We start from the raw sequence: 14,871 nt of genomic DNA, 5'->3' as shown, positions 1-14,871 counted from the left end.
CAGACGGCCCTTCGCTGCTCAGCCGAGGTCACGGGCCAGGTCGCCGAGACGCGCCGCCAGAGCCTCGTCGAGACCGGGCGCTGCGGCGAGCGTGAGCAGCTCGCCCGCGAGGGGCAGGTGCTGGACCCGGGCACCGGCCTCGGCGGCGACGAGCACGCCGGCCGCGACGTCCCACGGGTTGAGGCGCTCCTCGTAGAACGCGTCGAGGGCACCCTCGGCCACGAAGCACAGGTCGAGCGCGGCGGACCCGATGCGCCGGAGGTCGCGGACCCGCCCGACGAGCGACGCCGCCAGCGCACCCTGACGCTCCCGGAGGACCGGGTCGTAGTGGAAGCCCGTCCCGACGAGCGCCGACGCGAGATCCTCGGTGGCCGACGGTGCGATCGGTTCCCCGTCCCGGGTGGCGCCGAGGCCGCGCCCGGCCGCGTAGGTCCGCCCGAGCCCCGGTGCGTGCACGGCCCCGGCGATCGGCGTCCACTCCCGCAGGTCGTCGGCCGGGCCGACGACGACGGCGACGCTCACGCTGTACATCGGCAGCCCGTAGAGGTAGTTCACCGTGCCGTCGATCGGGTCCACCACCCACGTCAGCCCCGAGGACGACGGCGCCCGCGCCCCTTCCTCGCCGAGGATCCCGTCGTGCGGCCGCGCCGCGGCGATCCGCTCGCGGAGCAGCGTCTCCGCCGCCAGGTCGGCGCGCGTCACGACGTCGTTCGCGTTGAGCTTCGTCGACGCCACGTCGACGCGTTCGGCTCGCATGCGAGCCGCGACGTCGCCGGCCGCCCTGGCCAGCTCGCTCGCGAGCACGACGAGGTCGGCGGTCTCGGCGGGTGTGGGCGCTCCTGTCACGCCCATCAGCCTAGGAGCCGCGCGCCACACCGGGCGGAATGTGGCAGCTGACGGAGTCGAGGTGGCACCCTCGAGGTGGACGAAGGAGAGGCACATGGTCGAGCTGGAGCTGGTCGGTCTGCACACAGACGGCGACCACCTCGTTCTCCTGGCCCCCGACGGCCAGCGGCACAAGCTGCCGATCGACGACGCGCTGCGCGCCGCCGTCCGGCGTGATCGCCCCCGGCTGGAGCATCTGCGCGCCACCGAGGAGAGCACCCTGCGCCCGCGGGAGATCCAGGCGAGGATCCGGGCCGGCGCCACGGAGGCGGACGTCGCGAGCGAGTCCGGGCTGCCCGTGGAGGCGGTGCTGCGCTACTCGGGCCCCGTCACGGACGAGCGCGCCTGGATCGCGAGCCAGGCGCAGGAGCTGCCGATCGGGCGCGAGCCCGGCGCACCGACGCTGGGCGACCTCGTGGTCGACCGCCTCGCGGCGCGGGGGGTCGAGGCCGAGCTCACCTGGGACGCGGTGCGCCGCGCGGGCGAGCCGTGGGAGGTGCTCGTGCGGTTCGCCGCCGGGGACTCGCCCCGCGAGGCCCGGTGGAGCGTCGACCTCGTGGCTCGCACGTTGGTGGCGCTCGACGACGAGGGACGCTGGCTGTCCGAGACCGAGCTCGGGCAGGCGGGCCCCCGCCGGCACCTGAGCGCGGTGCGCGCGCGCCTGTACGACGTCGAGGCCGACGCCGACATCAGCTCGCCGCGCATCTCCAGCCAGCACCCGTCCCTGCGCGGGCGCGCGCCGCTCGACGCCGTCATCCGGGACGCCCGCCCCCGGCCCGCGGCGTCGTCCGAGGATGCCGCGCCCGCCACCGAGGCATCCGACGAGCTCCCGGACGAGACCGTCGACGCGCCGCAGGAGCAGGCCGAGCCGGAGCACCCGTCCGCCGCGACCGAACGGCTGCTCGACGAGCTTGACGCCTCCCGCGGGACGCGGCAGCCGCTGGACACCCTGCCCGACGACCACACCGACGACGCCCCCACGCTGTTCGACCACGCGCCGGAGCAGGACGAGCGGACGTCCGCCGAGCCGGCGCCCGCCGCACGCGTGGTCGCCCTCCCGACGCCTCCCCCGCAGGCGGCGGACGTGCCCGACGAACCGGCGGCGCCCGCCCGCGGCCGGCACCGCACCAAGCGGACGTCCGTGCCGAGCTGGGACGAGATCGTCTTCGGCGCCAAGCCGGAGTGACCGGCTCGCGTCAGCCGCGCGGCGGAAGCCCGCACGCCGCGACGTCGAGCGGCAACCCCTCCTGGGACAGCGCGACGGCGCGTGCGGACGTCGCCGTCATGCGCCGCATGTGGTGCCGGCGGCAGAGCACCTCGTAGCCGACGACGCCGCCGGGCACGGCACCGCGCCCCACGCCGACGTCGCCCACGACCACCTGCTCCCCCTCGAGCACCATGACGCCGTCGATGGTGCGGGCGTTGTGCGTCGCACGCGCGCCGCACCAGCACAGGGCGGGCACCTGCAGGATCTCGACCCGGTCGGCGAGCTCGATGAGCCGCGCGGAACCCGGGAAGAGGCGCGCGCGAAAGTCCGTCGTGATCCCGAACGCGAAGACGTCGACGTCCATCTCGTCGACGAGCCGGGCCAGCTGGTCCACCTGCTCGGCCGCGTAGAACTGCGCCTCGTCGCACACGAGGTAGTCGACGGCGCGCCCGCGGCTGCGCCGGCGCACGACCTCGTCCCAGAAGTCGGTCTCCGCGCTCACCTCGACCGCCGGCACGCTCAGGCCCAGCCGGGAGGACAGCACGTCGGCACCCGCCCGGTCCCGCTGCGTGAAGATGACGCCCGAGCGTCCGCGCGCCGCGTGGTTGTGGTCGAGCTGCAGGGCGAGGGTCGACTTCCCGCAGTCCATCGTCCCAGAGAAGAACACCAGCTGCGCCACCTACGTCACCTCCACGACGGCCGGGACGAGCGTCTCGGCGCTCGTCAGCGAGCCGTGCATGCCGATCAGTCCGATCGACGCCGGCGTCTGGGTCCGGGAGTCAACGATCGCCGTCGTGCCGGCGGCGGCGACCACGACGTCGCCCACGACGTCGTGGAACCTCTGCGCCACCTCGCCGAACAGGCCGGCGGCGATGGCTTCTGCGCGGGTGAGGACCCATGCCGCGTCGCCGAGCACGTCGCGCCAGCGCGCCGCGACGGCGTCGGCCTCACCGGGTTCGCAGTACACGTGGGACGCGCGCGGCTCGCCCGCCACGAGCTGGACCCCGGCCGACAGGTGCGGTACGTCCGCCACGTCGACGCGGGACGTCACGTCCACCATCCCGTGGTCGGCGCACACGATCACCGTCGTCCCGCGCGGAGCCCGCCGCAGCAGCTGCCCGAGCGCCGCGTCGACCATGCCCAGGTGCTCGCCCCACTCGGGCGAGGACCAGCCCTCGTGGTGGCCCACCTTGTCGAGGTCGCCCCAGTACAGGTAGACGAGGCCCGGCCGGCGCAGGGCGGCGAGCGCCGCGTCCACGCGGTCCTCGAGCGCGTCCGCCCCGACGAACGCCGGGCCGCGCAGGGCGGCACGCGTCAGGCCCGAACCGGCGAACCGGGTGGGCCCGAGGCTCGTCACCGTGCTGCCGGCCGCCACGAGCGCCTCGAACGTGGTCGGCTCGCGCTGCCAGGCCGTCGGCTCCGGCGGCGGGCCGGGGTGGGCGTTCCACGAGACGAGGTTGAGCAGACCGCCCGTGAGCGGTGAGCGCACCGTGTACCCGAGCATCCCGGTGCGACCCGGGAGCACCCCCGTCGCGAACGTCGCGAGGCTGGCCGCCGTCGTCGAGGGGTACGGGGCTCGGACCGGCTCACCGCCGCGCACGAGCCCACGCAGCACCGGGGCGTGCCCGAGGCGCGCCTGCACCGCCTCCCACCCGAGCCCGTCGACGAGGACCACGCAGACGCGCGACCCCGGCGCCAGGGCGAGGCCGGCGGAGGGACCGCCGACCTCGGTGCCGAGCGAGCGGGCCGCGTCGCCGAGGACTCCCGCGAGGCCCGGCGTCGCCGTCGGGGGCAGCAGGTCCGCCGGTGCCGCCGGCGCCGTGCTCACGCGCGAGCGGTCGCGGCCGAGAGGGCGCGCGCGAACGCCACCGCCGCGGCCACGGCGCCCTCACCCTCCGCCGCCTCGCTGACGCGCACGACGAGGTCGTCCCGGAGCCGTCGCCCCGGTGTAGCCGTGGTCCGCCTCGCAGTTCGGGTCGCCGCACGTGGCCGGTTCGAGGTCGATGCGCTGCACAGCCCCCCAGCCGACGGCGATCGTCAGGTCGGTGCGCCGGGCACCCCTGCTGTGCTTGGCGGGATCGCTCACGCCGTGGGTGACCACGACGGTGCGGATCTGCTCGAGCGGCACGGCCTCGGTGCTGGCCGTCGCGGTCGGCGGTCCACCCGCCTCCGGCGGATGGTCGTCGACGTGCGCGACGACGAGGCGCTGCGGCGTCAGCACGAGGGCGGTCAGGTGCCGGCGGACCTCGACGTCGTCGAACGTCGTCTCCGGCTGGAGCAGGTAGGCGGTGACCTCCTCGCCGGCGAGCGCCACCTCGACGACGTCGGCGACGAGCTCCGGGTAGTACCCGGAGCGGTCGATGTCGTCACGGAGGGCACGCACCAGGTCGGTCGTCGGCTGCACCCGGACATCTTCGCACCCGCCACCCACCACGGGCGAGGTCACGTCCGGGGCCGCGCGAGCCGGGTGCTGCGCATCACCCGGCGTGCGTCGTCGCCGCGCTCGGGGTGCGCCACCTCGACGACCGCGGAGAGCACCGCCGCGCCGCTCGTGGCGGCGAGCACCGGGTTGAGCTCCACCCGGACGACCTCCGGCAGGTCGTCCTTGAGCACGCTGACGCGGGCGACGACGTCCTCCAGGGCGGCGACCCGCACCGGCGGCAGACCGCGATGGCCGAACAGCCGCGGCGCGGCTCGCACCGACCGGACCATCCTCGTGACGTCGCTCGTCGTCAGCGGCGGCACGCCGTAGCTCACGTCGCCGAGCAGCTCGACGGCGTCCCCGCCGAGACCGAAGGCCACCACCGGCCCGTAGAGCGGGTCCTCCTCGCCGCGGACGACGCACGCGACGCCCAGGGGCGCCATGGCCTGCACCTCGACGTGCGGGGCCGGCGCGGCGCCCGTCGCCAGCCGCCGACGCATCTGCGCGACGGCCTCGGCGAGCTCGGCGGGAGTCGAGATGTCCAGGCGGACCCCGCCCAGGTCCGCCCGGTGGCGGAGCCGCTCGTCGGTGGACTTGAGCGCGACCGGCCACCCCAGCTCGTCGGCGGCGGTCACGGCCTCCTGCGCGGACGCCACGCCGATGGCCGGCCACAGCCGGATGCCGTACGCGCCGAGGAGCTCCGTCGCACGCGGGGCGTCGAGGCGGCGCCGCTCGGCGGGCGCGACGCGCGCCAGCTCGGCGCCGACGAGCTCCTTCGCGCGGTGCCGGTCGATGCCGTCGGGCACTACGAGGGTGCCGTGGTCCGTCCGCCGCCAGCGCGCGTACGTGTGCGCCGCGGCGAGCGCGTGCACGGCGTCCTCCGCCGTCCCGTACGCGGGCACGGTCACGCCCTGCGTCGTGAGCTCCGGCGTCAGGCCGCGCAGGCCGAGCACGACGCCGACGACCGGCCGGGCGCTCTCGTGCGCGAGGCGGGCGAGCGCCTCCCCCACCGCCGGGTCCCGCTCGCCCAGCGGAGGGACGTACGCGACGACTGCCGAGTCCCACTCGCCCCGGTCCGCGCCGTCGAGCAGCGTGCGCACCGCCGCCTCGTACCCGGCGCCGTCCGCGAGCGGCGCCAGCGCCACGGGCTCGCCGGCGACCTCGAGCCCACGCGCCCCGAGCGCGTCGACGACGAGCGCCGCGAGAGTCCCGGAGTTCGTCAGCACCGCCACCCGCTCCCCCGCCGGCAGCGGCTGTGCCGACAGCACGGTGGCCATGTCGAGCAGCTCGTGCGTCGTCTGCGCCGCCAGCACCCCCGCCTGCCGCAGCATCTCCTCGGTGGTGCGTCGCGGCGCCCCCGTGGTCGCGACCAGGTGCCCGGGCGCCACGACCTGGCCCCGTTGCCCGGAGACGAGCGCCACGACCGGCGTCTGGGCGCTCAGCCGGCGGGCGACCCGCGAGAACTTGCGCGGGTTGCCGAAGGACTCGAGGTACAGAGCGGCGACCTTCGTCCGCTCGTCGCTCTGCCAGAACTGCATGGCGTCGTTGCCGGAGACGTCCGCCCGGTGTCCCGCCGACAGGAACGTCGACAGGCCGAGGCGGCGGCCCTCGACCGACGCCGCGAGCGCCGCGGCAGCCGCGCCCGACTGGCAGAACAGGCCGACGTCGCCGACCCGCGCCGCCCGCGGCCACAGTGTCGCGTTCATCCGGCCCGCCTCGCCCTGCGCGAGGATGCCGTACGAGCGCGGGCCGACGACCCGCACACCCCGGGTGCGGGCGGCGGCGACGAGGTCGGCCTGCGTGACGTCCGCGGGCCGGGTGGGGTCGCCCGTGCCGAACCCGTCGGAGAGCACCACCACGCCGTGCGTCCCGAGCGGCGTCAGCCGGCCGAGCAGGTCGACGACGGCGGCCGGCGGCAGGGCGACGACGGCGAGGTCGGCTCCGCGTCCGTCGCCGATCGCCCCGTCGATGCTCGCGTGCCAGCGCGCCCGGGTCCCCTCCGCCGGGCCGCGCAGCACCTCGCCGACGCACGTGACGGCGCCCGTGAACTCCGACGCGAGCACCGCCTCGAGGGCGCGGACCGCCAGCACGTCCTCGGGCGTCCCGCCGCCGACGACGAGCACGGACGACGCCGCGAGGAGGGCGCTCATGCTCAGCGCCTCGGTGCGCTGCTCGCGCTGGGCCATCACGGCGAGCGACCGCTCCGTCGGATCGATCCGGAACTCCACCGAGATCACGCCGTCGTCGAACCGTTGGGTGACGTCGTAGCCCGCCTCGGTGAAGACGTTGATCATCTTTGCGTTGCCGGGCAGCACGTCGGCGACGAAGCGCCGGATGCCGCGTTCCCGGGCGGCGGCCGCGAGGTGCTCGAGGAGGATCGAGCCGAGCCCGCGCCCCTGGTAGGCGTCGGCGACGTTGAAGGCGACCTCGGCCCGCGCCTGGTCCAGGCGGTCGTACCTGCCCACGGCGACGATGTCGTCGCCGATCGTGAGGACGAGCGCCACGCGGTCGACGTGGTCGACGTTCGTGAACCGCGTGAGATCACGGTCTCCGAGGCGCCGCATCGGGGCGAAGAACCGGAAGTACACCGACTCCTCGCTCTGGGCGGTGTGGAACCGCTGCAGCGCGTCGGCGTCCGAGGGCCGGATCGGCCGGATGTGCATCGTCGAGCCGTCCCGCAGGAGGACGTCGGCCTCCCAGTGCTGCGGGTAGCCGGCCGCCGCGGGATCGCCGGGAGCTGACATGGTCCTCACCCTAGGGCGCGCCGGTGCGGCGTTGGCGGGACCACAGGCCCAGGCGCGGGAGAATCACCCTCATGGCCCGCCGTTCCGCCCCACCGCCCGCCGACGAGCGCATCGTCGACATCGACGTCGCCGAGGAGATGCAGGACAGCTTCCTGGAGTACGCCTACTCGGTCATCTACGCGCGCGCCCTGCCCGACGCCCGCGACGGTCTCAAGCCCGTGCAGCGCCGGATCCTGTACCAGATGGCGGACATGGGGCTCCGACCAGACCGCGGCCACGTCAAGTCGGCACGCGTCGTCGGCGAGGTCATGGGCAAGCTGCACCCGCACGGCGACACGGCGATCTACGACGCCCTCGTGCGGATGGCCCAGGCGTTCTCCCTGCGGCTCCCGCTGGTCGACGGCCACGGCAACTTCGGCTCGCTCGACGACGGACCCGCGGCGCCTCGGTACACCGAGGCCCGTCTGGCTCCCGCTGCGCTGGTGATGACGGGCGGGCTCGACGAGGACGTCGTCGACTTCGTGCCGAACTACGACAACCAGCTCACCCAGCCCGAGGTCCTGCCGTCGGCGATGCCGAACCTGCTGGTCAACGGCGCGAGCGGGATCGCCGTCGGCATGGCCACGAACATGCCACCGCACAACCTCGTGGAGGTGATCGCGGCGGCGCGGCACCTCATCGCCCACCCGGACGCCGACCTCGAGGCGCTCATGCGGTTCGTGCCCGGACCCGACCTGCCCGGCGGCGGCAAGATCGTGGGTCTCGACGGCGTCCGCGACGCCTACGTGAGCGGGCGCGGCTCGTTCCGCACCCGGGCCACCGCCCGCGTGGAGAACCTCACCCCCCGGCGTCGTGGCATCGTCGTCACGGAGCTGCCCTACCTGGTCGGCCCCGAGCGCGTCACGGAGAAGATCGCCGAGGCGGTGCGGTCCAAGAAGGTGCAGGGCGTCGCCGGGGTCCAGGACCTCACGGACCGGCAGCACGGCCTCCGCCTCGTGATCGAGGTCAAGAGCGGGTTCAACCCCGAGGCCGTGCTCGAGCAGCTGTACCGCGCGACGCCGCTCGAGGAGTCGTTCGGGATCAACAACGTCGCGCTCGTCGGCGGCCAGCCCCGCACGATGGGTCTGCGCGAGCTGCTCACCGTGTACGTGGAGCACCGGCTCGTCGTCACGCGGCGCCGCTCCGAGTACCGGCTGCGCCGCCGCTCCGAACGGCTGCACCTGGTCGAGGGCCTCCTCATCGCGATCGCCGACATCGACGAGGTCATCGCCGTCATCCGGTCGAGCGACGACGCCGCGCAGGCCCGCGAGCGGCTGGTGGCGGTGTTCGACCTCTCGACGCCGCAGGCCGACTACATCCTCGAGCTGCAGCTGCGGCGCCTCACGAAGTTCTCGCGGATCGAGCTCACGTCCGAGCGCGACGAGCTGCAGCGCGAGATCGCGGAGCTCACCGAGCTGCTCGGCGACCCGGCCCGCCTGCGCGCCCTCGTCTCGGACGAGCTCGCCCAGGTGGCGAACCAGCACGGCACGCCGCGCCGCACCGTGCTCCTCGAGTCGGCCGGTGCGCCGGCCGCTGCCGCCGCCGCGGCGCCCACGTCGGGGCGGGCCGGCGCCGTACCGCTCGAGATCCCCGACACGCCGTGCTGGGTGCTCCTGTCGGCCACCGGCCTGCTCGCGCGGACGGGAGACGACGCGCGGCCCGTGCGGGAGGGGCGCCGCGCGGCGCACGACGCGATCCTCGGGTCCGTACCGGCGACGGCGCGCGGCGAGGTCGGCCTCGTCACGTCCCGCGGGCGGATCGTCCGGGTGAACGTCCTCGACGCGCCGGCGCTCCCGCCGACCGACGGTCCACCCAGCCTGTCCGGCGGCGTGGGCGTCGGCGAGCTGGTCGCGCTCGAGCCCGGCGAGCGCCCCCTCACGCTCGCCGCGCTCGGGCCGGACGCGCCGGCGCTCGCGCTCGGCACGGCGTCCGGCGTCGTCAAGCGCGTCTCGCCTGAGGCGCCCGCGAAGGGCGACGCGTGGGAGGTCATCGCGCTCAAGGACGGCGACCAGGTGGTCGGCGCCGCGACCGCCGCCGACGACGACGAGGTGGTGTTCGTGACGTCGGACGCCCAGCTGCTGCGCTTCCGGGCGGCGTCGGTCCGCCCGCAGGGCCGGGCGGCCGCGGGGATGGCCGGGGTCCGCCTCGCCGGCGACGTCCGAGCCGTGGCGTTCGCCGCCGTCGCCCACGACGACGTCTCCACGGCCGTCGTCGTCACCGTCGCCGGTTCCTCGGACGCCCTGCCCGGCACGGCGGCCGGCAGCGCGAAGGTCACGCCGCTCGACCGCTTCCCGGCGAAGGGGCGGGGCACGGGTGGTGTCCGCGCCCAGCGATTCCTGCGCGGGGAGGACGCCGTGGTGCTCGCCTGGATCGGCCCGGCACCCGCGCGCGCCACCGGCGCGGGCGGTCAGGTGATCGAGCTCCCCGCCGTCGACGAGCGGCGCGACTCCTCCGGGACGGCGCTCGCGGCGCCGGTGCACGCGATCGGGTGAGGCGGCTCAGGCGCTCGTCACGGCTCCGACGCCCACGAACACGCAGATGAGCACCGCCAGGATCGCCAGCAGGGGCCAGATGAACCGCAGCCACTTGTCGTAGCCGACCTTCGCCAGGGCGAGGCCGCCCATGATGACGGCCGTCGTCGGCACCCACAGGTTCATCCAGCCCGACGCCGCCGCCCACGCCGTGATGACGATCGACCGGTCCGTGCCGGCGAAGTCGGCGAGCGGGGCCATGATCGGCATCGCCAGCGTGGCGTGCCCGGACGTCGACGGGATGAGGAATGCGAGCGGCAGGTTGACGACGAACACGAGGATGCCGAACACGGCCGCCGTCGTCCCCGTGACGATCGACTCCATCGAGTGCAGCACCGTGTCGGTGATCTGCGCGTTGTTCATGATCGCGGCGACGCCGCGGGCGAGCACGATGACCAGCCCGGCGGAGACGAAGTCCCCGGCGCCGGCGCTGATGGTCTCCGACAGCTTCTTCTCGCCGAGCCCCCCGATGAGACCGCACACGACCGCCGCGACGATGAACCACGCGGCGAGCTCCCCGAAGTACCACCCGAGCTCCCAGGCGTACGGCGCGGCGTCGGGCCCCTCGATGATCGACGACCAGGGGATGATCGCGTAGATCATGAACAGGAACGTGAACCCGACCCACCACAGCACGGCGACCTGACGCCGGGTCATCGGGGGCGGGCTCTCCTCCACCGTGGTCGTCGTGTCGCCCGGGAGGAACCCGGACAGCGACGTCTCCGGCGAGGTCCGGACACGCTTCGCGTAGCGCAGCACGAATCCCACGGCGACGGCGGTCAGCACCACCCACATCACGGCCCGCAGCTCGATCCCGTCCCCGATCGAGACCCCCGCCGCCGAGGAGGCCACGCCGATCGCGAACGGGTTGACCGTCGACGCCAGGACCCCCACCCCCGCGCCGACGATGATCGCCCCGACCGCCGTCATGCGGTCGTACCCGAGGGCGAGCACCAGCGGGACGACGACGCCGTAGAACCCGAGCGTCTCCTCCGCGAAGCCCTCCACGGTCCCGAGCAGGGAGAACACGACCATGATCCCGACGATGAGCAGCCAGCCCCGTGACGAGAGCCGGTGCGCCAGGCGGGCGATCGCGGCGTCGAGCGCGCCGCTCGCCATCATCATCGAGACGAACACCCCGATCGCGAGGACGAACAGGAAGACCGCCACGCTGCCGAACAGCTCGCCGGTGGCGTCCGGACTGACGAACCCGTCGGAGTCCTGCACGCCGTACAGCCCGTTGACCGGGGAGAGGAAGAGGTCCTGCACCCGCTCCCAGAACGACAGGGGCGAGGGCACCTCCTCGTACGTGCCCTGGACAGGCCGGCCGTCGGCGTCGAGCTCGTACCGGCCGGACGGGATGATGAACGCGAGCACCCAGATCGCGACGGTGACGATCGCCAGCACGGTGTACGAGCTGTAGAACGACTTCGTGCGCGGCGCGGGCGGCTCCTCGGCCGGCGCCACGTCCGCGGGTGCCTCAGGACTGCTCATGCCCCAACCCCCTCAGTGCGCGTCGGGCCGTCCGAACGCGTCGAAGAACTCCACCATCGCGATCACCGTGCGGCGCAGCTCGTCCACCACGAGGCGCTCGTTCGGCGCGTGGAGGTTGCACAGGGAGTCCTCCGCGCCGAACATGAGGATCTCGGCCTGGGGCACCGCCGCGTGCAACCCGCTGACGAGGGGGATCGCCCCGCCGCTGCCGATCCGGATCGGCTCGGCCCCCCACGCCGTCGCCATCGCCGCCGACGCCGCCGCGTAGGCCGGACCGTCCGTGGCGGCGGAGAATCCGTCGCCGGCGTCGTTGCGCGCGACGGTCAGCTCGATCCCGAACGGGCGCACGGCCTCCAGGTGCCTGGCGACGGCCTCCTGCGCCTCGGCCGCGCTCTGCTGGGGGTGCACCCGGATGTTCACCAGGGCGCGGGCGTACGGCACGACGGCGAGCACGGCGCCGTCGACCTGCGGCGCGTCGATGCCGACGACGGTGATCGCCGGACCTGCCCACAGGCGGTCGGCGATCGTGCCGGAGCCGAGCAGCGGGACGCCATCAGCCGCGCCGACCGCCTCGCGGTAGGCGGCCTCGTCCATCGGCTGCGCGCCCGTCCACTCGTCCGCCCGCAACCCGTCGACCGCCGGGCGTCCGGCGTCGTCGTGCAGCGTGGCGAGCGCGGCGAGCAGCGCCAGGAGCGCATCCGGCGCCGGTCCCCCGTACAGGCCGCTGTGCTTGGGCTCGGGCAGCGTGCGCACCTCGACCGTCAGCTCGGCGTCGCCTCGCAGCGCCGTCGTGAACGTCGGGACGCCGGGCCGGATGTTGCCGGTGTCGGCGATGACCATCGCGTCGCACGCGAACAGCTCGGGCGCCTGGGGCGGGTAGGTGTCGAGCGGGCTCCCCCACTCCTCCTGCCCCTCGAAGACGATCGTGAGGTTCACCGGCGGCCGGCCCTCGTAGTACCGCAGCGCTCCGATGTGCGCCATGAGGTTCGACTTGTCGTCGGCGACGCCCCGGCCGTACACGACGCCGTCGATCTCGACGGGCTCGAACGGCGGATGGGTCCACTGCGACTCGTCGCCCGCGGGCTGCACGTCGTAGTGCGCGTACAGCAGGACGGTCGGCGCGCCCGGCGGCCCGGGCACCCGCGCCAGGATCACCGGCGAGGTGTCCGGCAGGTCGATCGAGGAGATGTCCGTGACCCCGACGTCACGCAGGTGCCCCACGACGGTGTCGTGGGCCCGGACGACCTCCTCCTGGGGGAAGCCCGGGAACGCGATCGACGGGATCGCCGTCAGCGCCTTCAGGTCGTCGACCAGCTGCGGCACGAGTGCCCCGACACGTTCCGCGACCCCACCCATGGCCGCCTCCTTCCGGACGGCGGCGAACGTATCACCGCCCCCGAGGCGGCGCCCGTCAGAGCTCGATGCTGTACATGACCGACCCGCGCGTCGGCTCGTAGCCCAGTCGGCCGTACAGGCCGAACGCCCCGGACGGGTTCGCCGTGTCGACGCCGAGCGCGGCGTACTCCATGCCGTCCTGCGCGTACGCCTGCATCGCCGCGGTGAGCAGCGCCGTCGCGACCCGGCGGCCGCGCCAGGCGCGGCGGACGCCGAGGATGTCCGTGTATCCCTCGGAGTAGCCGAGCGACGGCCAGTCCTGCTCGTAGCGTCCCGACAGCAGGTACCCGGCCACCTGGGTGCGGTCGGTCGACTTGTCGAGCACGAGGAAGCTCCACTGCGGTGCGAAGCACGTCCGCCCGTCCGCCCACGTCTCCGGCGTCTGCGGCTCGCTGCCCCAGTGATCGGCGAACGCCTCGTTGTGGGCCAGGCGCACCTGGTCGTCCAGCTCCTCGCTCCACGGTGCGACGACGAGCGGGCGGTCGAGCCGGACCTCCGGGACCGGTCGGGAGAGGTCGCGGCGCATGTCCGTGTACCAGCGCCGCGGCGCGAACCGCGCGCGCTCGACGATCGCCGCCGTGTCGTCCATCCCCTCGTCCACGAACACGGCGATCCTGGCGGGGAGGTCCTTCCCGCTGGCGGCGAGGAGCTGCCGCGCACGGCCGACCTGCCACTCCAGGAGGGCGGTTCCCACGCCCCGACGCCGGTCGCCGGGGCGGACGCCGCCCTCCAGGAACGCGCGGACCGTGCTCTCGTCCCCCGGCAGGACCTGGACCGCGCCGTACGCGCGCAGCACGCCATCGTCGTCGAACGCGCCCAACGTGTTGTTGAGCGGGTCCTTCCAGTCGCCCACGAACATCTCCGCCGCCTCGTCCCGGGTGGTCCGGTACGGCGGGTCGTCGTGGTCCTCGATCGCCGCGATCAGGGCGTGCAGCGCGTCGAGGTCGTCCGCCGACAACGCCCGCCAGGCGAAACCCAGGTCGCCCGGTGGCATGTCGAGGATGCGTGGTGGCGCAGCGCGTCCGGCGAGGGGGGCCAGGGACGCGCCGTGCGCGCTCGCGGCGTCACTCGTCATGCCGACGAGCGTACGGGACGCCGTCGGCCCGCTCAGAGGTCGATCACCGAGAGCACCGACGTCCCGGTCCGCTCGTAGCCGAGCGCCCCGTACAGCGTGTGGGCGCCGCTCGGGTTCTCCGTGTCGACGTCGAGCGTCGCGAACTCGAGCCCGGCAGCCCGGTAGGCGTGCATCGCCGCCGCGAGCAGCGCCGGGGCGAGCCGTCGCCCGCGCCACGCCCGGCGGACTCCGAGCAGCTCGGTGTGACCGTCGGTCCACCCCTGCGACGCCCAGTTCTCCTCGGGCTTGCTCGAGATGAGGTAGGCGGCGACCTCCTCGGTCCCGCCGGACGTGTCGAGGATCGCGTAGGACCACTCGGGGACGACCCTGCCCATCCACAGCTCCCACCGCTCGCGCGGGATCGGCTGCGAGCCCCAGTGGTCGGCGAACGCCTCGTTGTGCGCCAGCCGCACCGCCTCGGCCAGATCGACCCGGTCCGACACGAGCTCGAGGCCCGCGGGGACGACGACGTCGGGCAGCTCCTGGGCGAGGTCACGCCGCATGTCGTGGAAGTAGCGGACCGGCACGAACCCCGCTGCCTCGTGCAGGGCGCGCGCCTGCACCTGCTCCTCCTCGAGCCAAACGGAGATCCGCCCGGGAAGGTCCTGGCGCATCGTCGCGAGGATCTGGCGTGCCCGGCCGAGCGCCCAGCTCAGCAGACCCGTCCCCACCCCGGCGCCCCGCGCGTCGGGATGCACCGTCCCGCTCACGACGACGCGGGCGATGTCGGGCTCGTCCGGCACGTGCTGCACGAACGCGGCGGCACGCAGGACGCCGTCCGCGTCACGTCCGCCCAAGGAGTCCGACGCAGCATCGAACCACGGTGACGCGAACAGCATCGCGACCTGGTCTGCCGACGTCCGGCTCCGGGTGGCGTCGGCCGTCTCGCTCGCACGCACGAGCTCGAGGAGGTCGGCGTCGGCAGCGGCCGGGACGGGAGCCCAGGCGAGACCCGCCGCGTCCGGCACGGGCAGGACCTCCGGGGCGGCGGCCCGGTCGGCAAGGGGTGCGATCACGCCATCAGCCTAGGAGCCGGCGCC

12 protein-coding genes are annotated in these 14,871 nt (G+C 74.6%); 2 read left to right on the top strand and 10 right to left on the bottom strand.

Annotated elements, in window-relative coordinates:
* Positions 1 to 18: 18 nt before the first annotated feature.
* Complete coding sequence (locus tag BCAV_RS09745; protein ID WP_015882430.1) at positions 19 to 852, bottom strand: inositol monophosphatase family protein; 834 nt, start codon at positions 850 to 852, stop codon at positions 19 to 21.
* A gap of 88 nt (positions 853 to 940) precedes the next feature.
* On the opposite strand from BCAV_RS09745, the gene sepH reads away from it, so the two are divergent.
* Positions 941 to 2,071, top strand: a complete 1,131-nt coding sequence (gene sepH, locus BCAV_RS09740; RefSeq protein ID WP_015882429.1) for a septation protein SepH — start codon at positions 941 to 943, stop codon at positions 2,069 to 2,071.
* A gap of 10 nt (positions 2,072 to 2,081) precedes the next feature.
* Here sepH and BCAV_RS09735 read toward each other — a convergent pair whose 3' ends face one another.
* Genes BCAV_RS09735 through BCAV_RS09720 form a run of 5 tightly spaced genes read right to left on the bottom strand, consistent with a single transcriptional unit; the run spans position 2,082 to position 7,258 of the window.
* Entirely contained in the window at positions 2,082 to 2,771 is a 690-nt protein-coding gene (locus BCAV_RS09735) for a thymidine kinase (protein ID WP_015882428.1), read from the bottom strand.
* Complete coding sequence (locus BCAV_RS09730) at positions 2,772 to 3,920, bottom strand: alkaline phosphatase family protein (protein WP_015882427.1); 1,149 nt, start codon at positions 3,918 to 3,920, stop codon at positions 2,772 to 2,774. It lies immediately after the preceding gene.
* Positions 3,917 to 4,009, bottom strand: coding sequence for a hypothetical protein (locus BCAV_RS23580; protein WP_342618176.1), 93 nt, complete (start codon positions 4,007 to 4,009; stop codon positions 3,917 to 3,919). The genes BCAV_RS09730 and BCAV_RS23580 overlap by 4 nt, the downstream gene beginning before the upstream one ends.
* Complete coding sequence (locus tag BCAV_RS09725; protein WP_342618174.1) at positions 3,981 to 4,496, bottom strand: DUF5998 family protein; 516 nt, start codon at positions 4,494 to 4,496, stop codon at positions 3,981 to 3,983. Before BCAV_RS09725 ends, BCAV_RS23580 begins: the two co-directional genes overlap by 29 nt.
* 38 nt (positions 4,497 to 4,534) lie before the next feature.
* Positions 4,535 to 7,258 carry a bifunctional acetate--CoA ligase family protein/GNAT family N-acetyltransferase gene (locus BCAV_RS09720; protein WP_015882425.1) on the bottom strand — a complete coding sequence of 908 codons (2,724 nt, stop codon included), beginning with the start codon at positions 7,256 to 7,258 and terminating at the stop codon, positions 4,535 to 4,537.
* 71 nt (positions 7,259 to 7,329) lie between these two features.
* Here BCAV_RS09720 and BCAV_RS09715 point away from each other — a divergent pair, with 71 nt between their 5' ends.
* The gene (locus BCAV_RS09715; RefSeq protein ID WP_015882424.1) at positions 7,330 to 9,789 is read left to right on the top strand and encodes a DNA gyrase/topoisomerase IV subunit A; all 2,460 of its coding nucleotides are present in this window, start codon (positions 7,330 to 7,332) and stop codon (positions 9,787 to 9,789) included.
* 6 nt (positions 9,790 to 9,795) lie between these two features.
* Here BCAV_RS09715 and BCAV_RS09710 read toward each other — a convergent pair whose 3' ends face one another.
* From BCAV_RS09710 to BCAV_RS09695, 4 genes are read right to left on the bottom strand one after another with little or no spacing between them, the layout of a single operon-like run.
* On the bottom strand, positions 9,796 to 11,322 hold the full coding sequence (locus BCAV_RS09710) for a YfcC family protein (RefSeq protein ID WP_015882423.1): 1,527 nt from the start codon (positions 11,320 to 11,322) through the stop codon (positions 9,796 to 9,798).
* Between the two features lie 12 nt (positions 11,323 to 11,334).
* A complete protein-coding gene (locus tag BCAV_RS09705) occupies positions 11,335 to 12,678 on the bottom strand; it encodes a M20/M25/M40 family metallo-hydrolase (RefSeq protein ID WP_015882422.1) in 1,344 nt (447 codons plus the stop codon).
* 55 nt (positions 12,679 to 12,733) lie between these two features.
* Positions 12,734 to 13,792, bottom strand: a complete 1,059-nt coding sequence (locus tag BCAV_RS09700) for a GNAT family N-acetyltransferase (RefSeq protein WP_015882421.1) — start codon at positions 13,790 to 13,792, stop codon at positions 12,734 to 12,736.
* A 32-nt stretch (positions 13,793 to 13,824) separates the two neighbouring features.
* On the bottom strand, positions 13,825 to 14,847 hold the full coding sequence (locus BCAV_RS09695) for a GNAT family N-acetyltransferase (protein WP_015882420.1): 1,023 nt from the start codon (positions 14,845 to 14,847) through the stop codon (positions 13,825 to 13,827).
* Positions 14,848 to 14,871 lie beyond the last annotated feature (24 nt).

The sequence above is a fragment of the Beutenbergia cavernae DSM 12333 genome, assembly GCF_000023105.1.
Taxonomy (GTDB): Bacteria; Actinomycetota; Actinomycetes; order Actinomycetales; family Beutenbergiaceae; genus Beutenbergia; species Beutenbergia cavernae.
The sequence above is the reverse complement of the archived record's forward strand: the minus strand, read 5'-3'. Positions and strand labels throughout refer to the sequence as shown.

What these genes read in the sequence shown, in the direction of transcription:
- BCAV_RS09745 (WP_015882430.1), bottom strand. Translation starts at nt 852, where the DNA reads ATGGGCGTGACAGGAGCGCCCACACCCGCCGAGACCGCCGACCTCGTC.
- sepH (WP_015882429.1), top strand. Translation starts at nt 941, where the DNA reads ATGGTCGAGCTGGAGCTGGTCGGTCTGCACACAGACGGCGACCACCTC.
- BCAV_RS09720 (WP_015882425.1), bottom strand. Translation starts at nt 7,258, where the DNA reads ATGTCAGCTCCCGGCGATCCCGCGGCGGCCGGCTACCCGCAGCACTGG.
- BCAV_RS09715 (WP_015882424.1), top strand. Translation starts at nt 7,330, where the DNA reads ATGGCCCGCCGTTCCGCCCCACCGCCCGCCGACGAGCGCATCGTCGAC.
- BCAV_RS09710 (WP_015882423.1), bottom strand. Translation starts at nt 11,322, where the DNA reads ATGAGCAGTCCTGAGGCACCCGCGGACGTGGCGCCGGCCGAGGAGCCG.
- BCAV_RS09705 (WP_015882422.1), bottom strand. Translation starts at nt 12,678, where the DNA reads ATGGGTGGGGTCGCGGAACGTGTCGGGGCACTCGTGCCGCAGCTGGTC.
- BCAV_RS09700 (WP_015882421.1), bottom strand. Translation starts at nt 13,792, where the DNA reads ATGACGAGTGACGCCGCGAGCGCGCACGGCGCGTCCCTGGCCCCCCTC.